General features: G+C 68.6%; 26 protein-coding genes and 3 tRNA genes. 13 read left to right on the top strand and 16 right to left on the bottom strand.

Features of this window, described 5'->3' with window-relative positions:
• Window positions 1-10: 10 nt before the first annotated feature.
• From AL346_RS00790 to folE, 3 genes are all read right to left on the bottom strand, one after another.
• The gene (locus AL346_RS00790) at window positions 11-1,006 is read right to left on the bottom strand and encodes a patatin-like phospholipase family protein (RefSeq protein ID WP_019403250.1); all 996 of its coding nucleotides are present in this window, start codon (window positions 1,004-1,006) and stop codon (window positions 11-13) included.
• A gap of 102 nt (window positions 1,007-1,108) precedes the next feature.
• On the bottom strand, window positions 1,109-1,534 hold the full coding sequence (gene hisI / locus AL346_RS00785) for a phosphoribosyl-AMP cyclohydrolase (protein ID WP_019403249.1): 426 nt from the start codon (window positions 1,532-1,534) through the stop codon (window positions 1,109-1,111).
• Between the two features lie 36 nt (window positions 1,535-1,570).
• Complete coding sequence (folE, locus tag AL346_RS00780; protein ID WP_019403248.1) at window positions 1,571-2,227, bottom strand: GTP cyclohydrolase I FolE; 657 nt, start codon at window positions 2,225-2,227, stop codon at window positions 1,571-1,573.
• Window positions 2,228-2,419: 192 nt separating this feature from the next.
• Here folE and AL346_RS00775 point away from each other — a divergent pair, with 192 nt between their 5' ends.
• The gene (locus AL346_RS00775; RefSeq protein WP_019403247.1) at window positions 2,420-2,875 is read left to right on the top strand and encodes an iron-sulfur cluster assembly scaffold protein; all 456 of its coding nucleotides are present in this window, start codon (window positions 2,420-2,422) and stop codon (window positions 2,873-2,875) included.
• Window positions 2,876-2,900: 25 nt separating this feature from the next.
• Here the strand turns inward: AL346_RS00775 and AL346_RS00770 are convergent, their stop codons facing one another.
• Window positions 2,901-3,686 carry a MipA/OmpV family protein gene (locus AL346_RS00770; RefSeq protein WP_157672263.1) on the bottom strand — a complete coding sequence of 262 codons (786 nt, stop codon included), beginning with the start codon at window positions 3,684-3,686 and terminating at the stop codon, window positions 2,901-2,903.
• A 193-nt stretch (window positions 3,687-3,879) separates the two neighbouring features.
• Here AL346_RS00770 and yidD point away from each other — a divergent pair, with 193 nt between their 5' ends.
• Window positions 3,880-4,248 carry a membrane protein insertion efficiency factor YidD gene (yidD, locus tag AL346_RS00765; protein WP_019403245.1) on the top strand — a complete coding sequence of 123 codons (369 nt, stop codon included), beginning with the start codon at window positions 3,880-3,882 and terminating at the stop codon, window positions 4,246-4,248.
• Window positions 4,249-4,300: 52 nt separating this feature from the next.
• On the top strand, window positions 4,301-6,292 hold the full coding sequence (thrS, locus tag AL346_RS00760; protein WP_019403244.1) for a threonine--tRNA ligase: 1,992 nt from the start codon (window positions 4,301-4,303) through the stop codon (window positions 6,290-6,292).
• Between the two features lie 55 nt (window positions 6,293-6,347).
• Here thrS and AL346_RS00755 read toward each other — a convergent pair whose 3' ends face one another.
• The 3 genes from AL346_RS00755 to AL346_RS00745 all read right to left on the bottom strand — a co-directional run bounded on the left by AL346_RS00755 (window position 6,348) and on the right by AL346_RS00745 (window position 7,907).
• The gene (locus AL346_RS00755; RefSeq protein ID WP_019403243.1) at window positions 6,348-6,731 is read right to left on the bottom strand and encodes a type II toxin-antitoxin system VapC family toxin; all 384 of its coding nucleotides are present in this window, start codon (window positions 6,729-6,731) and stop codon (window positions 6,348-6,350) included.
• The gene (locus AL346_RS00750; RefSeq protein ID WP_019403242.1) at window positions 6,728-6,925 is read right to left on the bottom strand and encodes a type II toxin-antitoxin system VapB family antitoxin; all 198 of its coding nucleotides are present in this window, start codon (window positions 6,923-6,925) and stop codon (window positions 6,728-6,730) included. The genes AL346_RS00755 and AL346_RS00750 overlap by 4 nt, the downstream gene beginning before the upstream one ends.
• 97 nt (window positions 6,926-7,022) lie before the next feature.
• Window positions 7,023-7,907: a hypothetical protein gene (locus AL346_RS00745; RefSeq protein ID WP_019403241.1), complete on the bottom strand. Its 885-nt coding sequence runs from the start codon at window positions 7,905-7,907 to the stop codon at window positions 7,023-7,025.
• 252 nt (window positions 7,908-8,159) lie between these two features.
• On the opposite strand from AL346_RS00745, the gene AL346_RS00740 reads away from it, so the two are divergent.
• On the top strand, window positions 8,160-8,732 hold the full coding sequence (locus tag AL346_RS00740; protein WP_019403240.1) for a nitroreductase: 573 nt from the start codon (window positions 8,160-8,162) through the stop codon (window positions 8,730-8,732).
• Between the two features lie 5 nt (window positions 8,733-8,737).
• The gene (locus AL346_RS00735; RefSeq protein ID WP_019403239.1) at window positions 8,738-9,346 is read left to right on the top strand and encodes a flavin reductase family protein; all 609 of its coding nucleotides are present in this window, start codon (window positions 8,738-8,740) and stop codon (window positions 9,344-9,346) included.
• Window positions 9,347-9,443: 97 nt separating this feature from the next.
• On the opposite strand, the gene AL346_RS00730 is transcribed toward AL346_RS00735, so the two are convergent.
• Entirely contained in the window at window positions 9,444-10,319 is an 876-nt protein-coding gene (locus AL346_RS00730; protein WP_026015318.1) for a CoA ester lyase, read from the bottom strand.
• A gap of 5 nt (window positions 10,320-10,324) precedes the next feature.
• Window positions 10,325-10,816: a MaoC family dehydratase gene (locus AL346_RS00725; RefSeq protein WP_019403237.1), complete on the bottom strand. Its 492-nt coding sequence runs from the start codon at window positions 10,814-10,816 to the stop codon at window positions 10,325-10,327.
• 190 nt (window positions 10,817-11,006) lie between these two features.
• Here AL346_RS00725 and AL346_RS00720 point away from each other — a divergent pair, with 190 nt between their 5' ends.
• Window positions 11,007-12,230 carry a DUF2336 domain-containing protein gene (locus AL346_RS00720; protein ID WP_019403236.1) on the top strand — a complete coding sequence of 408 codons (1,224 nt, stop codon included), beginning with the start codon at window positions 11,007-11,009 and terminating at the stop codon, window positions 12,228-12,230.
• A 5-nt stretch (window positions 12,231-12,235) separates the two neighbouring features.
• Here the strand turns inward: AL346_RS00720 and AL346_RS00715 are convergent, their stop codons facing one another.
• Together AL346_RS00715 and AL346_RS00710 are read right to left on the bottom strand one after the other, a co-directional pair.
• Window positions 12,236-13,009, bottom strand: a complete 774-nt coding sequence (locus AL346_RS00715; RefSeq protein ID WP_019403235.1) for an NAD kinase — start codon at window positions 13,007-13,009, stop codon at window positions 12,236-12,238.
• Window positions 13,010-13,162: 153 nt separating this feature from the next.
• Window positions 13,163-14,092, bottom strand: coding sequence for an MBL fold metallo-hydrolase (locus tag AL346_RS00710; RefSeq protein WP_019403234.1), 930 nt, complete (start codon window positions 14,090-14,092; stop codon window positions 13,163-13,165).
• A 322-nt stretch (window positions 14,093-14,414) separates the two neighbouring features.
• Between AL346_RS00710 and AL346_RS00705 the strand changes: the two genes are divergently transcribed.
• Entirely contained in the window at window positions 14,415-14,726 is a 312-nt protein-coding gene (locus AL346_RS00705) for a hypothetical protein (protein ID WP_019403233.1), read from the top strand.
• Window positions 14,727-14,791: 65 nt separating this feature from the next.
• On the opposite strand, the gene infA is transcribed toward AL346_RS00705, so the two are convergent.
• From infA to AL346_RS00690, 3 genes are all read right to left on the bottom strand, one after another.
• Window positions 14,792-15,070 (bottom strand): translation initiation factor IF-1, encoded by a 279-nt coding sequence (gene infA, locus AL346_RS00700; RefSeq protein WP_019403232.1) that lies wholly within the window; start codon window positions 15,068-15,070, stop codon window positions 14,792-14,794.
• Between the two features lie 633 nt (window positions 15,071-15,703).
• Window positions 15,704-15,961, bottom strand: a complete 258-nt coding sequence (locus tag AL346_RS00695; protein WP_019403230.1) for a glycine zipper domain-containing protein — start codon at window positions 15,959-15,961, stop codon at window positions 15,704-15,706.
• Window positions 15,962-16,159: 198 nt separating this feature from the next.
• Window positions 16,160-16,366, bottom strand: a complete 207-nt coding sequence (locus AL346_RS00690) for a hypothetical protein (protein WP_019403229.1) — start codon at window positions 16,364-16,366, stop codon at window positions 16,160-16,162.
• Between the two features lie 114 nt (window positions 16,367-16,480).
• On the opposite strand from AL346_RS00690, the gene AL346_RS00685 reads away from it, so the two are divergent.
• The 3 genes from AL346_RS00685 (at window position 16,481) to AL346_RS00675 (ending at window position 17,610) form a co-directional block, all read left to right on the top strand.
• Window positions 16,481-16,556 (top strand) — tRNA-Thr (locus tag AL346_RS00685).
• Window positions 16,557-16,740: 184 nt separating this feature from the next.
• A complete protein-coding gene (locus AL346_RS00680; protein WP_019403228.1) occupies window positions 16,741-17,043 on the top strand; it encodes a hypothetical protein in 303 nt (100 codons plus the stop codon).
• Between the two features lie 207 nt (window positions 17,044-17,250).
• Window positions 17,251-17,610 carry a hypothetical protein gene (locus AL346_RS00675; RefSeq protein ID WP_019403227.1) on the top strand — a complete coding sequence of 120 codons (360 nt, stop codon included), beginning with the start codon at window positions 17,251-17,253 and terminating at the stop codon, window positions 17,608-17,610.
• 84 nt (window positions 17,611-17,694) lie between these two features.
• On the opposite strand, the gene AL346_RS00670 is transcribed toward AL346_RS00675, so the two are convergent.
• Both AL346_RS00670 and AL346_RS00665 read right to left on the bottom strand, forming a co-directional pair.
• The gene (locus AL346_RS00670; protein WP_026015314.1) at window positions 17,695-19,368 is read right to left on the bottom strand and encodes an MFS transporter; all 1,674 of its coding nucleotides are present in this window, start codon (window positions 19,366-19,368) and stop codon (window positions 17,695-17,697) included.
• Between the two features lie 335 nt (window positions 19,369-19,703).
• Window positions 19,704-20,570 carry an RNA methyltransferase gene (locus AL346_RS00665; protein ID WP_019403225.1) on the bottom strand — a complete coding sequence of 289 codons (867 nt, stop codon included), beginning with the start codon at window positions 20,568-20,570 and terminating at the stop codon, window positions 19,704-19,706.
• A 195-nt stretch (window positions 20,571-20,765) separates the two neighbouring features.
• On the opposite strand from AL346_RS00665, the gene AL346_RS00660 reads away from it, so the two are divergent.
• The 3 genes from AL346_RS00660 (at window position 20,766) to tuf (ending at window position 22,375) form a co-directional block, all read left to right on the top strand.
• Window positions 20,766-20,850 (top strand) — tRNA-Tyr (locus AL346_RS00660).
• Between the two features lie 19 nt (window positions 20,851-20,869).
• Window positions 20,870-20,943, top strand: a tRNA-Gly gene (locus AL346_RS00655).
• A 241-nt stretch (window positions 20,944-21,184) separates the two neighbouring features.
• Window positions 21,185-22,375, top strand: a complete 1,191-nt coding sequence (gene tuf, locus AL346_RS00650) for an elongation factor Tu (RefSeq protein ID WP_053193117.1) — start codon at window positions 21,185-21,187, stop codon at window positions 22,373-22,375.
• Window positions 22,376-22,498 lie beyond the last annotated feature (123 nt).

Here is a 22,498-nt window from a genome sequence, read left to right as displayed (position 1 = left end):
GGCGGCGGGCTCAGCCCTGCTCGGCGAGCGGGACCTCCAGCATCTCGCGCAGCTCGTCCAGCGCGCGCTCGGCAGCTTCCATGCCGAGCGCGATGGCTTCGTCGGCCCGGTGGAAGTCGAACAGGCCCATGCGGCCGAGGCGTGGCGACACCATCACGTCCGGCGGGTCTCCGGCGAGGCGCGAGCGGGCGATGCGGTCCTGCGTGATGTTGAAGGCATCGACCATCACGGCGCCGATGCCCGGAGCCCCGTCCGAGCGCCGGCCGAACTGGCGCATGCGCATCGCCGCTCCGCGCACGGGGGCGAAGAGGCCGCGGGCGGCCTGGGCCTCCTCCTCGATGAGGTCTTCGTCCGTGCCGTGCGCGGGAATGACGGCGCCGCGGCCGCGCGTGTCGCTGCCGTTGAGGTTGACGCAGAGCACGATCTCGGCCCCGAGCGCGCGTGCCGCCGTCACCGGGATCGGGTTGACGAGGGCGCCGTCCATCAGCCAGCGGCCGCCGAGCCGCACGGCGTCGAAGATGCCGGGCAGGGCATAGGAGGCGCGCAGGGCCTCGGTGATGGAGCCGCGCGTCAGCCAGATCTCGTGGCCGCTGCCGAGCTCGGTGGCGATAGCGACGAAGCGGGGCGCAAGCGCCTCGATGCGAATGTCGCCGAGGTGGTGCGAGAGCATGCGCCGGAGGCGCTGGCCGGCGATGAGGCCGGAGCCGTTGAGGTGAAAATCCATCAGCCCCATCACGCGCCGCTTGGTCAGCGAGCGCGCGAATTCCTCGAGCTCGTCCAGCTTGTCGCAGGCGAAGCAGCCACCGACCACGGCGCCGATGGAGGTGCCGGCGATAACGTGCGGGACGAGGCCCTCGCGTGCGAGGACGCGCATGATGCCGATATGCGCCCAGCCGCGCGCCGCCCCGCCCCCGAGCGCGATGCCGAACGGGCGCCGCTTCAGCGGCAGGGTGGGGTCGGGCTCAACGGCCATGGTCGCCGCGAGCGATGCGATGTCTTCGAACATCCGGTCGCCCTCTGCAGGAACAACGCAGCCTGGCAGGATGAAGTTGCAGCGGAATGAATGAAAGAGGCTTGTGTCGCCTTTTTGGCCCGGCGGTCGTCTGTGTCACTCCGTGGCGTCGAAGGCGAGGCGTCCGCGCCCGTCAGGCTCGGTGATGACGCGCCGGTAGAAGCAGGAGCGACGCCCGGTGTGGCAGCAGCCGCCGTCGCCGCCGACCTCGACCTTGAGGACGATGGCGTCCTGGTCGCAGTCGATGCGCATCTCGACGACGCTCTGGATCTGGCCCGAGGTATCGCCCTTGTGCCAGAGGCTGGCACGCGAGCGGGACCAGTACCAGGCTTCGCCCGTCTCGACGGTGCGGGCGAGGGCCTCCGCGTTCATGTGGGCGACCATGAGCACCTCGCCGGTCGCCGCGTCGGTCGTCACGCAGGTCAGGAGCCCGTTCGCGTCGAAGGCCGGCATCAGCCGATCGCCCTCCTCGACGTCCGCCTTGCTGCCGCGCGCGGCGATGAAGTCACAGCGTTCGCACATGTCCTGTCTCTTGGTTCGAAGTCCCGCCCCGAGGCATCATCCTGCCGTCCGGTCGCGTCCGCAGCGCAGCAGCGTGAAGAAGCGCACCTGCTCGGCCGGATCGTCGCGGAAGACGCCGCCGAAGCGGGTCGTCACCGTGAGCGAGCCCTGTTTCTGCACGCCGCGCATGGACATGCACATGTGCTCGGCCTCGATCATCACCGCCGTGCCGCGCGGGGAAAGGTGCGTCTCGATGGCGTCGGCGATCTGGGCCGTCAGCGCCTCCTGCGTCTGCAGGCGCTTGGCATAGGCATCGACCAGGCGGGCGAACTTCGACAGGCCGACGACGCCGCCCGCGGGGTAATAGGCGATGTGCGCGCGGCCGACGAAGGGCACCATGTGGTGCTCGCAGTGGGAATGGAAGGGGATGTCCCGCACCAGGACCATGTCGTCGTAGCCGCCGACATCCGTGAAGATGCTGTCGAGCAGCTCGCCCGGGTTCTCGCGATAGCCGGCGTAGACCTCCTCGAAGGTGCGCACGACGCGCTCGGGCGTCTCGACGAGGCCTTCACGATCCGGATCGTCGCCGGCCCAGCGGATGAGCGTGCGCACGGCGGCTTCCGCCTCGGCGCGGCTCGGCCGGACGGCGGCGGCGTCCTTGCCGCAGCCGTTCCGGACGGTACCCGTGTTCGAAGATCTTGCGGCGGTCTTCATCCGGCCTCTCCCGATCGGCCATGGTGCCGCCGGCCGAAACGCATCCCCGCCGCGCGTCGGCCGCATGTCGCGGGCACCTGCCGCATCTTCCGCAGGCCGTCATCTCGGGCGGGCCTGCTTTTGCATCCATGCATCGGGCCTTATATAGGGGACCGGCACGGATGGAACCAAATCCGTCAGGTTGGAGCGGATATGCTCTCGGATATCTACAACAGGCGCATTCTGGAACTGGCGGCGGACATTCCGCGGCTCGGGCGGCTTGCCGCGCCGCATGGCAGCGCCACCGCCCATTCCAAGCTCTGCGGGTCGACGGTCACCGTCGACGTGTTGCTCGACGACGGGCGCGTCAGCGACTTCGCCCATGACGTGAAGGCCTGCGCCCTCGGCCAGGCGTCGTCGTCCATCATGGCGCGCAACGTCATCGGGGCGGATGCGGCGGAACTGCGCGAATTGCGCGAGACGATGCGGCGCATGCTCAAGGACAACGGCCCGCCGCCGGGCGGGCGCTGGGCGGAGCTCGCCGTGCTCGAGCCGGTGCGCGACTACAAGGCCCGGCACGCCTCGACGCTGCTGACCTTCGATGCCGTCGTCGAGGCCGTCGACAAGGCTCTGGCGGCGAAAGCCGAAGCGCCGGCCGCCGGGGCCTGATATCCCCGGCGCCGTTGCGCCCTGCTCACCAGGTGGTCTTGAACGAATAGGCGGCGGTGACGCCGACGCTGAACTGGTTGCGCGAGCCGAAGGCGCGCACGATCGGGCTCTTGCCCGCGTCGCCGGTCAGATAGTCGTAGCGGCCGAAGACGGTGGCGTTCCACTCGTCGCTCCAGTCGTAGGACACGGCGGCCGCCGCGCCGACGGAGCGTACGCCGCCGTCGGCCTTGAAGGGCCAGACCCGGCCGTTGATCGCGGCCTCGTAGGGCGTCACGCCGTAGTATTTGTCCATGTAGCCGCTGTCGGCGAGGACGACGCGCGGGCCACCGGAGATGGTGAAGCGATCGATCTTCTGCACCCAGTCGAGGCCGACGCTGCCGACGAAGCCGCTGCCGTTGAGGCCGTGGCGGATCTCGAAGCGGGCGCGCAGCTGCTCGGTCGGCCACAGCTCGACGAAGACGCCGGGCTCGATCGTCCAGTTGATCTTCGACAGGCCGTAGAGGCGCCGGTCGTCCTGGTAGTAGCGGCCGCCCTGATAGGCGGCGACGACGCCGAAGCTGACGAGCGGGTTGCCGTAGAAGGTGAGGCTCACTCCGTCGTCCGGCGCCGCGAAGCGCTTGGGCTCGGTAGCGCGGCGGATGGTGAAGGAGGGAAAAGCGACGAAGCTCGACTTGTCGGATCCCTGGTATTGGGGCGTGACCTGGGCATTGCCCTTGATCGTGAGGATCCAGTCGTTGGGTCCCACCGGTTCGCCGGCGAAGGTCGTCTCATAGGGGCGGGACGACTGGGCGAGGGCGGAGGTGGACGACAATGCGAAAACGCCGAGGGCCGAAGCGGCCAGGGTGGCGGCAAAAGCGACGCGGCTGCCAGACAATGTGCTACTCCTGAACGAATGCCGGCACTCTCGCGCAGCGCAGTTAACGTTTCGTGGCGAAAACGACGCGAAACGTGGCGCCTGCTCCGAGCGTAACCATATGGAAGGCGATTCCCCAGCGGCGAGAGACATGAATCCCGGTCAGTGGATAGCGCATCTTATCATCCGTGGCTACCAGCTCACGCTGTCGGCTTTCGTCGGGCGCCAGTGCCGGCACTGGCCGAGCTGCTCGGCCTATACGGACGAGGCGATCCAGGCGCACGGCTTGTGGGCCGGCGGGTGGATGGGTTTCGCCCGGATCTGCCGCTGCACGCCGCTCGGCACGAGCGGCATCGATCTGGTGCCGGAGGCGTTGCCGCCGGCAAGCGCCTGGTATAAGCCGTGGACCTATGGGCGCTGGCGCGGCGTCAATGCGCCGCCGGCCTTCGCCTGCGAGGCCGTCGAACCGGACGGCGACGGTGCCTCGCCGCCGCAAGGAACCCCGTCCGGACAACCTTGAGACGAGAAACGCTTACCTGCCGTCGTTTGCAGGAGTGAGCGGGAGACTGTTGATGATTACGCTGACCTTTCCCGACGGCGCCGCGCGCCAGTTCCCCCAAGGCATTTCCGGGCGCGAAGTCGCCGAAGGCATCGCCAAGTCGCTCGCCAAGCGCACGGTGGCCATGGCGCTCGACGGCAACCTCGCCGACCTTGCCGACCCGATCACGCGCGACGCCAGGATCGAGTTCGTCTCGCGTGACGATCCGCGCGCGCTCGAGCTCATCCGGCACGACTGCGCCCACGTGCTCGCCGAGGCGGTGCAGACGCTCTTTCCCGGCACGCAGGTGACCATCGGCCCCGTCATCGAGAACGGCTTCTACTACGACTTCTATCGCGAGAAGCCCTTCACGCCGGAGGACTTCCCGGTGATCGAGGCGAAGATGCGCGAGATCATCGCGCGCGATGCCGCCTTCACCAAGGAGGAATGGTCACGCGAGCAGGCGCGGTCGCATTTCGAGACGAAGGGCGAGGCCTTCAAGGTCGAGCTGGTCGATGCCATCCCGCCCGGCGAGACGCTGAAGATCTACCGGCAGGGCGAATGGCTGGATCTCTGCCGCGGGCCGCACATGACGAGCGTGGGCAAGGTCGGGTCCGCCTTCAAGCTGATGAAGGTGGCCGGCGCCTATTGGCGCGGCGATTCGAACAATCCGATGCTGACCCGCATCTACGGCACCGCCTGGGCAAGCCAGGAGGACCTCGACGCCTATCTCAGGCAGCTCGAAGAAGCCGAGAAGCGCGACCATCGCCGCCTCGGGCGGGAGATGGACCTGTTCCACTTCCAGGAGGAGGGGCCGGGCACCGTCTTCTGGCATCCGAAGGGCTGGACGCTGTTCCAGAGCCTCATCAGCTACATGCGCCGGCGCCTCGCCGCCGACTATGAGGAGGTGAACGCGCCGCAGCTCCTCGACAAGTCGCTGTGGGAGATCTCGGGCCACTGGGGCTGGTATCGCGAGAACATGTTCGCGGCGACCTCGGCCGGCGACGAGACGGAGGACGAGCGCGTCTTCGCCATCAAGCCCATGAACTGCCCGGGTCACGTGCAGATCTTCAAGCACGGGCTCAAGTCCTACCGCGACCTGCCGCTGCGGCTCGCCGAATTCGGCGCCGTGCACCGCTACGAGCCGTCGGGCGCGCTGCACGGGCTGATGCGCGTGCGCGCCTTCACGCAGGACGATGCGCATGTCTTCTGCACGGAGGACCAGCTCGCCGAGGAGTGCCTGAAGATCAACGATCTCATCTTGTCGACCTATGCCGACTTCGGCTTCGACGAGATCGTGGTCAAGCTCTCCACCCGGCCGGAGAAGCGCGTCGGCTCCGACGCCCTGTGGGACCACGCCGAGGAGGTGATGGGCAAGGTGCTCGAGCAGATCGCCGCCCAGTCGGGCAACCGCATCAGGACGAGCATCAACCCGGGCGAGGGCGCCTTCTACGGGCCGAAGTTCGAATATGTGCTGCGTGACGCCATCGGCCGCGACTGGCAGTGCGGCACGACGCAGGTGGACTTCAACCTGCCGGAGCGCTTCGGCGCCTTCTACGTCGACCAGGACGGGCAGAAGAAGACGCCGGTCATGGTGCACCGGGCCATCTGCGGCTCGATGGAGCGCTTCGCCGGCATCCTCATCGAGCATTTCGCCGGACACTTTCCGCTGTGGCTGGCGCCGCAGCAGCTGATGGTGTGCACCATCACCTCGGAGGCGGACGACTATGCGCTCGAGGTGCTGAAGGCGGCGAAGAAGGCCGGCCTGCGCGGTGACGTCGATCTGCGCAACGAGAAGATCACCTACAAGGTGCGCGAGCACTCGCTCGCCAAGGTGCCGGTGCTCCTCGTCGTCGGCAAGAAGGAGGCGGCGGAGCGCACGGTTTCCATCCGCCGGCTCGGTTCGCAGCAGCAGGTGTCGATGACGCTCGACGAGGCGCTCGCCTCGCTGGTGGACGAGGCCGTGCCGCCGGACCTCCGCCGCGAGCGCGCCGAGACGCCGGCGCTCAAGCAGGCCGTGGCCTGATCGGCTGGCTCCCTCTCCTTGCAGAAGGAGAGGGAGCTTGCGCCCGCCTGCTGCATCAAGGGGGCGGCAAAAGTCCACCCTGCCAGGCCAGTTCCAGTCGCTCGGCAACGCGGGCAAGCCGCTTGTCACGGCTCCAGAGGGTCGATCCGGCGGTCAGCCGAGTGGACGCCAGCAAGTGGGCATCGACATAGCCGATGCCGAGTCCAGCCAGCGCGTGCTCGTCGATGAACGCCAGCACTTCGGCATCGGTGGCGAGACTTGCGTGCGGTAGCCCTTGAAGCGCCGGGAGGATTGCCTGGCGCTGGCGCAGGAAGCCGAGTGCCAGCTCCCCGATGACAAACGGATGCGTCAACACGCGGCCATGATCGAGCAAGGCGGCAAGCGTTTCCTCGCCGGTGCGCAGGTGATCGACCCAAACCGACGTATCGACGAGGATCATCGGGGCGTCATACGCCGCCGCGGTGCAATCTCAAGATCAGGTTCGGTGCCGCCGAGACGGGCGAGACGGCGTGCGCTTTCCCGCTCGATCAGCGCCTTGAGCGCCTCTCGCATGAGGGCGGACGTTTCCTTGAGGCCGGTGAAGGCCTGAGCCTTCGCCAGAAGATCATCATCAAGGGCCACGGTCATGCGCATGGTGCTGTCATCCTCAGGAGAGGCCGACGATAGCATCATTCGACGGGCCTAACCATGCGCGGCCCGTTTCTTCCCGGCATGTTGCCGAGCCGATCCCTTACCGCGCCACCACCTCGATGTCGCGGTCCTGGCCGCTCTCGACGGTGAATTCGCGCGTGTAGACCTGCCCCTCATGGCGGGCGATGACGACGTATTCGCCTTCGGCCAGGATGAAGGACGGGAAGGCGCCGATCTCCTCGCGGATGACGTCGCCGCCCGGCGTCAGCACGCTGAAGGCCGTGCCGGCGAAGGCTTCGCCGCCCGCGGCGCGGACGAGCTTCAGCGTCACCGTGGCGGCGCGGTGGTTGAGCGTGGCGTCGGTGAGCTTGCCGTTCTCGACCTTGAGGTCGGCCCGCATGAGGGCGTTGGAATCGCCGTAGCTGGAGACGACGTGGTAGGTCCCCTCCGGCAGGCGCACGACCGAGCCGGAGCGCGCCTTCTCGACGACGAGGCGTCCTTCGTCGTTGTTGCCCACGGGCACGAAGACCGAAAAGGTCATCTTCTCGGGTGGGATGGGGTTCGCGCCGATGGCGCCGTGGATGCGCAGGCCGCCGGCCGAGATGGTCAGCCGTTCGACGGTGTCGCGCGTCAGGGAGACGCGGCGCGTGGCGCTGGCGAATCCGTAGGCCGCGTGGATGCGGTAGTCGCCCTTGGGCAGGGTGACGGAGGGCGAAGCGTCCTCCGACTTGATCACGATCTTGAAGTCCTCGCCGTCCGGCGCATCGGCATAGACGCGCCAGACGAGCCCTTCCCCGATCGGCTTGGTCTCGCCGGAGAAGACGGCGCTCAGATAGAGGGTCGCGGTGCCTTGCGTGTCCTGGAGCTGCGGCGGCGGCGCGTTCTGCAGCCGCGGGGGCACCTGCGCAAGGGCGCCGGCCGCGAGGAAAGGCAGCCCGAACGCCATCAGGGCAAGTGCGCTCCAGCGATTGAAGACCTTGATCACGTTGCTGGTTTTCCGTTCGTGCCGGGAGCCGGAGAGATCTTTCCATAAGCGCCCCGGCGAGCAGTTGCCACCCAATTGTGAATGGAAGGTGGCATCGCGCCTTGGCACGGCCTCGCGCCGGAGGCATCGCCGCGCAGGCGGCCATGCGCGCGACGGCGTTGACGCAGGGCGGCGGAGCCGCGATGACAACGGCGGGCACGAGGCGCCGAAACGACGCTTTTTCAAACAGTTCCAGCCTGGAGCGAAGAGCCGATGTCGAATGCAACGATCGAACTCCTCAGCGCGCGCCGGTCCGTGGCCGCCCGCCAGATGCAGGCCCCGGCGCCGAGCGAGGACGAACTCAACACGCTCCTGACCCTCGCCGCGCGGGTGCCCGACCACGGCAAGCTCGTCCCCTGGCGCTTCATCGTCTTTTCGGGCGAGGCCCGTGTGAAGGCCGGGGAGATCATCGCGGCCGCCTTCGCCGCCGACAATCCGGAGGCGGACGAGAAGCGGCTCGCCGCCGAGCGCGAGCGCCTGACGGGCGCGCCGCTCGTCGTCGCGGTCGTCTCGCGCGCCGCGCCGCATGCGAAGATCCCCGAGTGGGAACAGGTGCTGTCGTCCGGCGCGGTGTGCATGAACCTCGTCGTCGCCGCCAATGCGATGGGCTTCGCCACGAGCTGGATCACCGAGTGGTACGCCTATGACCGGCGCGTGCTCGAGGCGCTCGGCCTTGCCGCCAGCGAGCGCATCGCCGGCTTCGTCCACATCGGCACGGCCAGCGAGAAGCCGGCGGACCGGCCGCGGCCGGAGCTTGCCTCCATCGTCACCCGTTTCGGCGAGTAGGGCCCATGATCTACGACGCCGTCGCCCGCGACCACGGGCTGCCGCACGACCCCTTCAAGGCGCTCGTGGCGCCGCGGCCGATCGGCTGGATCTCGTCGCTCAACGAGCGGGGAGAGGCCAATCTCGCGCCCTACAGCTTCTTCAACGCCTTCTCGACCTATCCGGCCATCGTCGGCTTCTCCAGTGAGGGGCAAAAGGATTCCGTCGCCTTCATCGCCGAGACGGGCGAGTTCGTCTGCAACATCGCGACCTATCCGCTGCGCGACGCGATGAACGCGACCTCGGCGCCGCTGCCGCGCGGCGTCAGCGAGTTCGAGGCGGCGGGGCTCGCGCCGGAGCCGTCGCGCTTCGTCAAGCCGCCGCGCGTGCGCGGCATCGCGGCGGCGCTCGAGTGCAAGCGCCTGCAGATCATCCGGCTCGAGGATATGGACGGGCGTGCGCTCGACCGCTGGCTGGTGCTCGGCCAGGTGGTCGGCATCTATATCGACGACCGCTACCTCAGGGACGGGCTCGTCGACACCGCCGCCATGCAGCCCATCGCCCGGCTCGGCTACCACGACTACAGCGTCGTGGACGAGGTGTTCTCCCTCGTGCGGCCGAAGGGCGGGAACTAGGGGCGGCCGGTTCCGCAGTGCGACTGCTCCCTCTCCCCGTTGACGGGGAGAGGGGACACGCCGCGCTGTCGGACCCGCCGTCTGCAGGGTTTGAGCTTCACCCCTCCTTCGGCGCACGCGCCAGCACGCGCTCGGCGCGCTTCAGGTGCGGACGGTCGACCATCTCGCCGCCGACGGCGAGGACGCCGGCCTGCGGATTGGCCGCGAAGGCGTCGACGATGGCGCGGGCCTCGGCCATCGCCTCGGGCGTCGGCGTGAAGGCGGCATTGATGACCGGCACCTGGGCGGGGTGGATGGCCATCTTGGCGACGAAGCCGTCGCGTCGCGCCGCCTCGCATTCGGCGGCGAGCCCGTCGAGATCGCGGAAATTGGTGAAGACGGCGTCGACCGCATCGACGCCAGCCGCCGCGGCACCCATGAGGGTCAGCGAACGGGCGAGGCGATAGGGCTCGGCGTAGCGGCCGTCGGGCAGGCGGTTCGTCTCGGCCCCAAGGTCGGCGGAGAGATCCTCGCCGCCCCAGGCAAGGCCCGTGAGGCGGTGGCTCGCGCCGGCATAGGTGCCGAGGGCGAAGACGCCGCGGGCCGTCTCCGTGCCGATGGCGAGAATGCGGGTCTTGCCGTCGGCGAGGCCGAATTCGGCCTCGCGCACGGCGATCTTGGCGCCGAGATGCGACACGTCGGTGCCGCCGGCGGCCTTCGGCAGCATGATGCCGTCTGGCCCCGCCGCCATGACGGCGTCGAGATCCCCTTCGCTCAGGCCGCTGTCGAGGGCGTTGATGCGCACGTAGAGCAGCGGCCGTGCCGGCTGGTTGCCGACATCGCGCAGGAAGTCGGCGGTGACGCGCCGGGCGGTTTCCTTCTCCGACAGCGCGACGGAATCCTCGAGGTCGAGGATCAGGGCGTCCGCCCCGGCCGTCAGCCCCTTGTCGAGCTTCCTGCGGCTGTCGCCGGGGACGAAGAGCAGCGAGCGCATGGCCGTCACACCGCCGGGCGCTTGCGCATGAAGGCCTGCCGCCGGCATTCGGCGACGAGCGTGCCGTCCTGCTTGTAGGCGCGGTGCAGGAAGTCGACGATGCCGGCGTCGGGACGCGACTGCGAGGAGCGCACGGCGACCACCTCAGTCGTCACGTTGATGGTGTCGCCCTCGAAGAGGGGCGCGGGGAAGCGCACGTCCGTCATGCCGAGATTGGCGATGGTGGTGCCGACCGTGGTGTCGTTGACCGAAATGCCGATCATCAGGCCGAGGGTGAACAGCGAGTTCATCAGCGGGCGGCCCCATTCGGTCTCGGTGGCGCAGAAATGCGCATCGATGTGCAGCGGCTGGGGATTGAGCGTCATGTTGGAGAACAGCATGTTGTCCATCTGCGTCACGGTTCGCGTGAGGCGATGGCGGATGAGCTGGCCGACGCTGAAGTCTTCGAAGTAGAGCCCGCCGCGTGGATGCGGACTGCCGTTTGCCTGCGCCGTCATGGAGTAGAGGTCCCCTCCGGTTGCCGTGTTCAGACTTCGTTTACCATAACCGCCCCATGCTGCGAGGCGAGCCATATCGCACTCTTCCCCGTTCCCGTGCCTCGGGGAAAACCGCGATATGCACATATGGCTTTGGTGGATGTGCGGACCGGCGGGGCTCCGGCCGCGCCCGCCGCTTGGGATTGGGGCAATGATCATCCGCCGCTTTCTGCTCTGGGTTCGCTCCGCCGCGGCGAGCGAACGGGCGCGAGGGGCGGGGGCGCTCGCCCGTGCCTACGTCTCGGCCCGGCTCTCGCCCGAGGAGCGGCGGGAGGCGGAGGCGGCGCTGCTCAGCCTCCTCGACGACACCTCCTCGGCCGTGCGGCGCGCCCTTGCGCGCGAACTCGGATCCGAGCTCGACATTCCGCGCCATCTCCTGCTGGCGCTCGCGCGCGACCAGAGCGACGTCGCGGCGCTCGTCCTCGCCCGCTCGCCGCTGCTCATGGCCTCCGACCTCGTCGATTGCGTGGAGGCGGGAGATGCCCTCGCCCAGACGGCCGTTGCGGTCCGCCCCGGGCTGCCGCTCGCCGTCGCCACGGCGCTGGTCGCGGTCGGCGCGCCGGATGCGCTCGTCGCGCTGGCCGAGAACCACAGCGCGGCCCTGCCCGAATTCCTGATGCACCGCATGCTCGAGCGCCATGCGAAGCTGCCGGTGCTGCGCGAGGCGTTGCTGGCGCGCCCGGACCTGCCGGCCGCCGTGCGCCAGCGGATCGCGGTGGCCGTCGCCGAGCAGCTGACGGCCTTCGTTACCGGGCGCCGCTGGCTCGGCACGGAACGCGCGGAAGGCGCCGCACGCGAAGCGGGCGAACGGACGGTGCTGACCATCGCCGCGACGGCGCCGGACGAGCCCTCTCTCGCGGCGCTCGTGCGGCAGCTGCGGCAGGAGGGCCGGCTGACGCCGCGACTGCTGCTGCGCGGGCTCCTCAGCGGCGAGGAGCGGCTGTTCGCCTGTGCGCTGGCGGAACTCGCCGAGGTGCCGCCGGGACGGGTGGCGGCGCTCGCCGGAGACGAGCGCGGACGGGGGCGCGAGGCCCTGCTGGAACGGGCCGGTATCCCCGGTGCCCTGCGGCCGGCCTTTCTCGCCGCCTGGTCCGCCTGCCGGGCGTGCTCCGGCCACCGGTGGGAGGAAGGTGGTTCCGTCGGCCTGTCCCGTCCGATCCTGGAGCGCGTGATCGCCGCCTGCACGTCGCGCGGCGATGCAGACGGGGATGCATTGACGGCGCTGCTGCGGCGCTTCGAGGCCGAGGTCGCGCGGGAGGAGGCGCGGGGCATGGCGGCGCGCCTTGCGGAGAATGCGGCGCTCGGCGCCCTGATCGAGGCGGACCGCGCCGTCATCGACGGGCAGCGGCCGGCATCGCGGCTCATCGCCGCCTGAGGCGGTCAGTAGCCGAACTGCTCGCGCAGGATGCGCTCGTCCAGGCTGTGGCCGGGGTCGTGCAGCATGACGAGGTCGACGCTGCGGTCCATGGCGATGTCGACCCGCGTCACGGAGCGGAACTCCGTGTGGTCGGCCACGGCGCTGACCGGGCGCTTGTCGGCTTCGAGCACGTCGACGCGTACACGCGCATGGTCCGGCAGCAGGGCGCCGCGCCAGCGCCGTGGGCGGAAGGCGGAAATCGGGGTCAGTGCGAGAAGCGTGGCGTTGAGCGGCAGGATCGGCCCGTTCGCCGACAGGTTGTAGGCCGTCGAGCCGGCCGGTGTGGCGACCAGCAGGCCGTCCGCCGTCAGCTCCTCGAGCCGCACGAGGCCGTCAACATAGACGCGCAGCTTCGCCGCCTGGAAGGTCTGGCGCAGCATGGAGACCTCGTTGATGGCGCGCGCCTGGTGCGGCATGCCGGCCGCATCGTGCGCGATCATCAGCAGAGGGTGCACCACGCTGCGCTCGGCCTCCTCCAGCCGGTCCACGAGGTCGTTCTCGTGGAACTCGTTCATCAGGAAGCCAACCGAGCCGCGGTTCATGCCGTAGATCGGCTTGCCGGTGCCCATGAAGCGGTGCAGCGTCTGCAGCATGAGACCGTCGCCGCCGAGCGCGACGATCGCGTCGGCCTCGTCCGGGGGGTGCGTGCCGTAGCGGGAGACGAGATTGGCCGCGGCCTTCTGCGCCTCGGGCGCGTCGCTCGCGACGATGGCGATCTTACCGAATCGGCGGGCCATGGGCGCCCCTGTCCTGGCAGGCCGAAACAGCGCGGGCGGGCGCCCGACGCATCCATCGGCGGGGAGGAGACCCATAGCCGCAATCGGGGCGTCCCGTCCAGCAAGGATGCCGGAGGGGACGCGGCGCGGAGGACGCCGCGTCGGCCCGTCTGTTCAGATGATGGGGCTCCAGGCCACCGGCACGAAGGCGAAGCTGTCGCCGTCGCGGGCGATATGGCCGGTCGCCGGGAAGGGAGCGTGGTAGAAGGCCACCTGCATCTTCTCGCTCGCCGCCATGTCGAGCAGGCGCTTGCGCGTCTCGCGGGCCATGTCCCCGTCCATGTCGAAGATGGCCTGCCACTCGGGATTGCGGACGAAGAGGGCGGGGTGGTTGGTGGTGTCGCTCATCACCATGAGCCGCCCCTCGCCGGCGGTGACGGCGAAGGCCGTGTGGCCCGGCGTGTGGCCGTAGGCGGCGACGGCCGTCACGTTGGGCACAACCTCGCTGTCGGCCTTGAACTGCTTCACCTCGCCGGCGATGGGGCCGAAGACGCGGCGCACGTTCTGGAACGCGCCCTTCATGCCGTCGGGGGCCGCGGCCATCTTGGCGTCATCCATCCAGAAGGCCCATTCGGCTTCCGGCACCAGCACCTCGGCGCTCGGGAAGACGGCCGTGCCGTCCTTGAGCCTCAGCCCGTTGATGTGGTCGCCGTGGAAGTGGCTGATGACGATGGTCTCGACGGCGGCGGGGTCGAAGCCGGCGGCGCGGAAGTTCGCCATCCAGAGGCCGCTCGTCGGCGCGCCCGAATCGCCGTTGCCCGCGTCGATCAGCGTCAGCTTGCCGCCCCGGTCGATGACGAGCGTGGTAAAGGGAATGGTGATGCTGTCGCGTGGCAGGAAGGCGGCATCGAGCGCGCCCCGCACGTCGTCGATCTCCGCATTGCGGATGAAGCCGTCGATCGGGCGGCGGCCGACGCCATCATTGACCGCGGTGATCATCAGGTCGCCGACCTTGTAGCGATAGAAGCCGGGCGCCTGTCGGTCGGGCTCGACCGGCGAGGTGGCGGGAAGCGTCTGGGCGGAGGCAGAGGCAGGAATGGTCATGGCGCTGCCGGCCGCGGCGGCCGAAACGAGTAGACTGCGACGATCTAGCATGGCTGCCTGTTCCTCCTCGTGTCGATGACATTTTTCCGGCGCTTCCCCGGCCCGGAGGGCACTTGCAAGCCCGTCGGACCTGGCCAGCGCGGCACGTCGATATGGGCCACAGGCCGCGCCGAGGGTCGATCCGCATCTGCGTCACAAGTGTGTGACCCTGGGTTGTGTCGGGGGAAAATGCCGCGCCACTGGCACGGGCGGCATCGCGACATCATATTCTCGCCCGGTGGGCGTGATGTGTTCGCGGCCAGAGGTGGAGAAGGATCAGATCATGCAGGGGTATGACCCCCGTTTCGGCCCGCAGATGCGCATCGTGCGCCTGTCCCGCTGGCAGCTTTGGCTCGCCGCGGCGGTGGGGCTGGCGCTCGTCGTCACGCTCGCCATCGTGGCAGCCGGCGTTTTTCTCGTCGTGCTGCCGGTCGTCGTCGTCGCCGGGCTCGGCTATCACCTGTGGATGAAGTGGCGCGGGCAGCGCCCCGGGGGGCGCGCCGACGACATGGTGATCGATGCCGAATACTCGATCGTGCGCCGCGAGGACGAGCGGCACATCGAAGGGCGCGGCGTGCCCAGGGACCACAGATAGCAGAAGCCACGCCGTGAGCGGCGCGGCGCCGGCCTTCGGGCCGGGACGAAGCCGATCGCGCCCGCTCAGCGCCGCCGTGGCGGAGGGCCGCGCCGTGCCGCACCGGGGCCGGGTCCACCGCCGTCGGTCTTGTGACGGAAGGTGATGCGGCCCTTGTCCATGTCGTAGGGCGTCATCTCGACGGTCACACGATCACCGGCGAGGGTGCGGATGCGGTGACGCTTCATGCGGCCCGCGATATAGGCCAGAATTTCGTGGTCGTTCTCGAGGACGACGCGAAACTTGCCGTCGGGCAGCACGTCGACAACAGTGCCTTCAAACTCGATGGTATCTTCTTTCGACAACAGCTCTTCCTTTCAGAACGCGGACGATCCGCTTCATTGCCGCACGGCCATGCGCTCCAACGAGGCCGGACACACGTCCCGGAGGACGTCCGTCGGGCTCACGAGATGAGCCGGCCAACGATCGCCCGCCGTTCGGACCGCCTTTGAACAGGCCTTTGGACTGTGCGGCATGCCATGGCGGCGCCACCGGTACGGTCGGGGAACACGGCCGAGGCGTCCGGGGTGCCTTTGCGGGCACGAGGCCGGCCGGAACGGCGCCACCGGCGGGGCTCATAGCACACTTTGTGCCCTCAGTGCCAACAAAAGCAGTCCGGCCGACGCGGGCAGGCCATCACGTCCGCGCTACAGGAAGAGCCATGCGAGCACCGCCAGGGCGAGGCTCGAGAGCAGGATGATCAGGACCGGCAATCCGAGCCGACCCTGCCGGGCTTCGCGGGGGTGAGTTCCGGTTCATCGGCCATCTCTCGCCTCCGTTGTTCTGATGGGATGGCCTCCCTGCGGAGACCACCAGTCGCCGAGGGCTACGCGATCCCCGGTGCTCCTTCAGCGGCGTCCTGCCTCAAAGCGACGTCGCCCGCAGCGGCTCGTGCGTGCGGGCGACGGTCGCGGGGCCCGTCACCGGGCCGGGCTGGCTCAGTAGCACTCGCGGTAACGGCGGCCGCGGTAGTAATAATACTCGCACTGCTGGCCCGTGGCGGCCCCGACCATGGCGCCGCCGGCCGCGCCGATCGCGCCGCCCACGACCGCACCACCGGTCGTTCCCGTCGTCGCTCCGCCGACGGCCGCACCGGCCGCACCGCCGATCAGCGCGCCGCCAACAGCCCTTTCCTCCGGGGTGTTGCACGCAGCAAGGGTGAGGGCCACAGCGGCGCAGACAATATATTTCGTCATGTGGTCATCCTTTCGGATTTTCGTCTTCCTGGTGCTTCTGGAAGGGCATCTCGTCGCGCAGTCGCCAGGAGTGCTTCCGCCATGAGTGCTTCCGCAAAGCAAAACGCACCATCTGCGCGTTGGTTCCAAGGCGCGACGCTTTCTCTCCACCGCCTCAACTCGGGTGCACGCTACCTGAACGTGCAAAGCGCCGGCTGTTCATCTTCGATCGTCGCGGTGGAGACGGATCAGCTTCTTGCCCCTGTCGCTGATCACGATGCGCGACGGCCGCTCGACCGCCAGGCCGAGTTCAAGGAGGAGGTGCCGCATGAGCGGAGGGATGAGGTCTGCCTCCGGCGCGCCGCGGTTGAGGCGCTGCAGGGCTTCCCATTCCTCCTCCGACAGGTCCGACCGATCGATGCCCATGGCTTTCCCGAATTCCGTCCTCTTTGATGCGGCGTTGCTCCTGCCGGCATTCCCGGCAGGCATTGCCTCTTGCGGCCGCGGGCGAAGCCTGTTAGCCGAAATGCGTGGACCGGCGCCGGTTTAGCTCAGTTGGTAGAGCAACCGCCTTGTAAGCGGTAGGTCGTCAGTTCGAGTCTGACAACCGGCACCATCTTGCTCATCCGGCCGGCCCGCTTCTTTTCCACGTCAACTGCATCGTCGATCGCCCGGACCCGCCCCGAATGCGTCGTGTGGCGGCGCACGGCGTCATGGCGGGCGCGGGAGCACAGTTCCATCACATCCGACATCCGCAGTCCCCGGGCGGGATGCGGCGGGTGCAACCGGAGGATGGAACGATGAGCCGCATGAGCCTGAAGATCCTTGCTATCCCGCTCGCCTGCGCCACGATCGGCGCGAGCTTCGTCGCCACGACCGGCGAGGCCGAGGCCCGGTGGCGCGGCCGCTATTACGGCGGCGCCGTCGCCGCCGGCGTCATCGGCGGCCTTGCCATCGGTGCGCTCGCCGCCTCGGCGGCGCGGCCGGCCTACGGCTACCCGGGCCCGGTCTATGTGGCCGACCCCTATTGCTACAAGGTCCGCGAACGCGTGTTCGTGCCCGGCTACGGCTGGACCACACGCCGTACCACCGTTTGCGACTGAGGTCGCAGCTCCACCGTCCCGATCTGGCAGCGCGAAGGCCGGCGAGAATCCCCCGCCGGCCTTCGCATTTGTCCGCAAATTGCCGCAGTGCGGGTGACGAATAGGGAACAGGGATGGTTCATCCGGCGTTCAGCCACAGGAGAATAGCATCCCCACGATGACGCTGAAGGGGGAGTGCGGGGCGCTCCCCGGTTTGGGAGAAGAACCATGATGTTCCCGCTCAAGGCTAGAAAGGTCGCCGCACTCGGCCTTGCCGGCTTGACCCTGGCCGGGGCCTTTGCCGCGACCACCGGAGAGGCCGAGGCGCGCTACCGCCGCGGTGGCAACGCCGGGGCCGCCGTGGCCGCCGGCATCATCGGCGGCCTCGCCGTCGGCGCGCTGGCCGCTTCCGCTGCGCGGCCTGCCTACGGCTATCCCGCGCCCGTCTATGACTACGGCCCGCCGCCCTACGCCTACGGACCCGGCCCGGCCTACTACGACTACGGGCCGGAGTGCTTCGTGCAGACCCGCCGGGTGTGGGTGGACGGCTGGGGCTGGCGCGTTCGCCGGTTCACGGTCTGCGACTGACCTTCGCCTGCCGCCAATAGCGAAAAGGCCCCGCCGGGAGACCGGCGGGGCCTTTCGTTTCGGAGCCGTCAGGCTCGGGCTCTGTCAGCCTTCGTACTTGAAGATGTCGCGGTCCTTCGTCTCCGGCACGAAGAGCAGGCCGACGACGAAGGTCATGAGGGCGACCACGATCGGGTACCAGAGGCCGTAGTAGATATCGCCCGTCGCAGCCACCATGGCGAAGGCCGTCGTGGGCAGGAAGCCGCCGAACCAGCCGTTGCCGATGTGGTAGGGCAGCGACATGCCCGAGTAGCGGATGCGCGTCGGGAAGAGCTCGACGAGCTGGGCGGCGATCGGGCCGTACACCATCGTCACGAAGAGGACGAGCAGCGTCAGGATGGCGACGATGGCAACCGTGTTCATCTTCGCCGGGTCGGCCTTGGCCGGATAGCCGGCGGCGCGGATGACCTCGGTCAGCTTGGTGTTGAAGGCCGCGCTCTGCTCCTTGAAGGCGCCGGCGTCGAGCGCCTTGCCGTCGAAGGAGGCGATGACCTGGTCGCCGACCTTGACCTGCGCCACCGTGCCGGCGGGAGCCGTCTCGTTCGCATAGTTCACCGAGTTGCGGGCGAGGAAGCTCTTGGCGATGTCGCACGAGGAGCGGAACTGCGCCGTGCCGACCGGGTTGAACTGGAACGAGCATTCCGACGGGTCGGCGACGACCGTCACCGGGGCGCTCGCCTGCGCCGCCGCGAGGTCGGGATTGGCGAACTTGGTTAGGCCGTTGAACAGCGGGAAATAGGCGATCGCCGCGATAAGGCAGCCGCCGAGGATGATCGGCTTGCGGCCCACTTTGTCCGACAGCCAGCCGAAGAAGATGAAGAACGGCGTGCCGATGGCGAGCGAGATGGCGATGAGGATGTTCGCCGTGGCGGCATCGACCTTCAGCGTCTGGGTGAGGAAGAAGAGGGCGTAGAACTGGCCCGTGTACCAGACGACAGCCTGGCCCGACGTGCTGCCGAAGAGGGCGAGCAGGCCGACCTTGGCATTCTTCCAGGTGCCGAAGGCCTCCGTCAGCGGCGCCTTGGACTGGGTGCCGTCCTCCTTCATCTGCTTGAAGGCCGGCGATTCCTGCAGCTGCAGCCGGATCCAGATCGAGATGCCGAGCAGCACGATGGAGATCAGGAACGGAATGCGCCAGCCCCAGGCCGCGAAGGCTTCCTCGCCGAGATAGGTGCGGGTGCCGAGGATGACGATGAGCGACAGGAAGAGGCCGAGCGTCGCCGTCGTCTGGATGAAGCTGGTGTAATAGCCGCGCCGGCCCTGGGGCGCGTGTTCGGCGACGTAGGTCGCCGCGCCGCCGTATTCGCCGCCGAGCGCCAGGCCCTGCACGAGGCGCAGGATGATGAGGATGACGGGCGCAAGGATGCCCCACGTCGCATAGGTGGGCAGGATGCCGACGATGAAGGTCGACAGGCCCATCAGCACGATGGTGACGAGGAAGGTATACTTGCGGCCGACGAGGTCGCCGAGGCGGCCGAAGACGAGCGCGCCGAAGGGCCGCACAGCAAAGCCGGCGGCGAAGGCCATCAGCGCGAAGATGAAGCCTGCGGTCGGATTGACGCCGGAGAAGAACTGCGCGGCGATGATCGCCGACAGCGAGCCGTAGAGATAGAAATCATACCACTCGAATACGGTGCCGAGCGAGGAGGCGAAGATGACCTTCTTCTCCTCCCGGGTCATCGGCCGGGCCTTGACACCCGTCGCCGTTGCGTTTGCCATGCTCATGGCCGAGGCTCCTTGGAATGTTCCATGACCTGCAGCCGGCCGAGGCGACGAGCGAACGCCGCACGGCAGCCGGACCTCCGGCCCTCTGCCGCGCGGTCTTGCGATCGACGAGACGATCGGTGGATCTGGCGCCCACGGCCGCCCGACAACGGGCTGTTTCCCTCATTCGGCACGGGGAGTGCCCCGCGCCGCTTTCGCGACTGATCACAGCCGGGAAGGTGAGTGAAAGCTTAAGAGCGGCCTTCTAATCTGTCGCTCGACAATTGGTCGTCATTCCAAAGTCTTAAGTGCGCCGCAATAGTGCGGCGCAGCATGTTCAGCCGCCCAGGTCAGCCGGCAGCGCGGCTCGCCGCATAGAGGGCGATGGCGGCGGCGTTGGAGACATTGAGGCTCTTGATGGCGCCGGGCATGTCGAGGCGGGCGAGATCGCTGCAGCGCTCGCGGGTCAGCTGGCGCAGCCCCTTGCCCTCGGCGCCGAGGACGAGGCCGAGCGGGCGTGCGAGGGGGATGTCGCCGAGCGGCGCCGGCCCAGCCGAATCGAGGCCGACGAGCTGGAAGCCGCGCTCGCGCAGGGCGAGCATGGCCTCGGCGAGATTGCGCACCACGATGAAGGGCACGTGCTCGAGCCCGCCCGAGGCCGACTTGGCGAGCACGCCCGTCGCCGCCGGGCTGTGGCGGGCCGTGGTGACGATGGCCGCGACGGAGAAGGCGGCCGCCGTGCGGACGATGGCGCCGACGTTGTGCGGATCCGTGATCTGGTCGAGCACGAGGACGAGCGCATCGGCCGGCAGCGAATCGATGGCCGGGGAGGGAAGCGGATCGACCTCGAGCAGCAGGCCCTGGTGGACGGCATCGGGCTCCAGCAGCCGGTCGATCTCGCCGGGCCGGACGATCTCGGGCGCGATCGGCAGGTGCTCGAATCGCTCCAGCAGCCGCTTGTGGGCGTTCTCGGTGGCCATCAGGCGGCGCGGGCGGCGCTGTGGATTGCCGAGGGCCTCCACGACGGGATGCCAGCCGTAGAGGATCGCGACATCGATGGCGCCCGGCGGCCCGGCGCGGCGCGGCGCGCCCCGGCCGCCCCCCGGCTTGCCGGCCTTGCCGAAGCGCGGGCCGCGGCCGCCCGTCGTGGGCGGCTTTCCCTTGCGGGCTGGTTTCCTGGTCGTCTGTCCGGCCGGCGGGGCCTTGTCGCTGGTCATGGATCTTGGGTCCGGGATTGGCTGAACCCCGTGTGGCACGAGAGAGCCGTGGATGCCAGTTGGTTTTGTGTTGACACCGGGGATCGGCCTCACCATAAGAGGCCCCGCGCTGTCGGCGTCGTCGCGTTCCGAAGGTTTTCGTGAAGCATGCGGCGGCTCGGCGCGCCGCCCGGCGGTGCTTCCGAGGATTGAGTCGGAGGGGTGCCCGAGTGGTTAAAGGGGACGGACTGTAAATCCGTTGGCTACGCCTACGTTGGTTCGAATCCAACCCCCTCCACCATTCCCGAAGCAGCCAGTGCGCGGGTGTAGCTCAATGGTAGAGCAGCAGCCTTCCAAGCTGATGACGAGGGTTCGATTCCCTTCACCCGCTCCACCGCCTTCCGCATCGTTTCGATCAGAGCTCTCCTGCGGTCGAAGCCGGCAGATGGCGCGCGGCCGGACGGGGACTCGACAATCTCGACCGGCTCGGGATAAAGGCTCGCCCACCTGTTCCTCGGGGCCCGATGGGGAAAATTCTCGGGTCCGAGGCAAATTCGCTCTTGAAGTATGGGGCGAAGGGTCTTAATCGACCGCAACCCAAAAGCCACACGTGCAGAGGCGTCTAGGATCCTACGATGGCGAAGGAAAAGTTTGAGCGCACGAAGCCGCACTGCAACATCGGGACGATTGGTCACGTTGACCATGGCAAGACGTCTCTGACGGCGGCGATCACGAAGGTTCTTGCGGAGAAGGGCGGGGCGTCGTTCACGGCGTACGACCAGATCGACAAGGCGCCGGAGGAGAAGGCGCGCGGCATCACGATCTCGACGTCGCACGTCGAGTACGAGACGGACAAGCGCCACTACGCGCACGTGGACTGCCCCGGCCACGCGGACTACGTGAAGAACATGATCACGGGCGCGGCGCAGATGGACGGCGCGATCCTGGTGGTGTCTTCGGCGGACGGCCCGATGCCGCAGACGCGCGAGCACATCCTGCTTGCGCGCCAGGTGGGCGTGCCGGCGCTCGTCGTGTTCATGAACAAGGTCGACATGGTGGACGACCCCGAGCTTCTCGACCTTGTCGAGCTCGAGGTGCGCGAGCTTCTGTCGAAGTACGACTTCCCCGGCGACGACATTCCGATCGTCAAGGGCTCGGCGCTGTGCGCGCTCGAGGACCGCAGCCCGGAGATCGGGCGCGACGCGGTGCTGCAGCTGATGGACGCGGTTGACGCGTACATTCCGCAGCCGGAGCGTCCGAAGGACCAGCCGTTCCTGATGCCGGTCGAGGACGTGTTCTCGATCTCGGGCCGCGGCACGGTTGTGACGGGTCGCGTCGAGCGCGGCGTGGTCAAGGTCGGCGAGGAAGTCGAGATCGTTGGCCTGCGTCCGACGCAGAAGACGACGGTGACGGGCGTCGAGATGTTCCGCAAGCTGCTCGACCAGGGCGAGGCGGGCGACAACATCGGCGCGCTGCTGCGCGGCACGAAGCGCGAGGACGTCGAGCGCGGCCAGGTGCTGTGCAAGCCGGGCTCGGTGAAGCCGCACACGAAGTTCAAGGCCGAGGCGTACATCCTGACGAAGGAAGAGGGTGGCCGCCACACGCCGTTCTTCAACAACTACCGTCCGCAGTTCTACTTCCGCACGACGGACGTGACGGGGATGGTGAAGCTGCCCGAGGGCACCGAGATGGTGATGCCGGGCGACAACGTGGCGATGGAGGTCGAGCTGATCGTCCCGATCGCCATGGAGGAGAAGCTGCGCTTCGCCATCCGCGAGGGTGGCCGCACGGTCGGCGCCGGCGTCGTCGCCTCCATCATCGAGTAAGCAAGGCACAAGGCCGCGCGCCGCATCACGCGGCGCCGGTCTCTTCGGGGACCTTCCCGAAGTGATTTCCACCGCCTCGCGAAGCGGCTTTGCTGAGCGGCGGCGATGGGATATAGGAGGCGG

Source organism: Chelatococcus sp. CO-6 (assembly GCF_001271345.1).
Taxonomy (GTDB): Bacteria; Pseudomonadota; Alphaproteobacteria; order Rhizobiales; family Beijerinckiaceae; genus Chelatococcus_A; species Chelatococcus_A caeni.
Note: the sequence above shows the minus strand (reverse complement) of the source record. Positions and strands in the feature narration are given on the sequence as shown.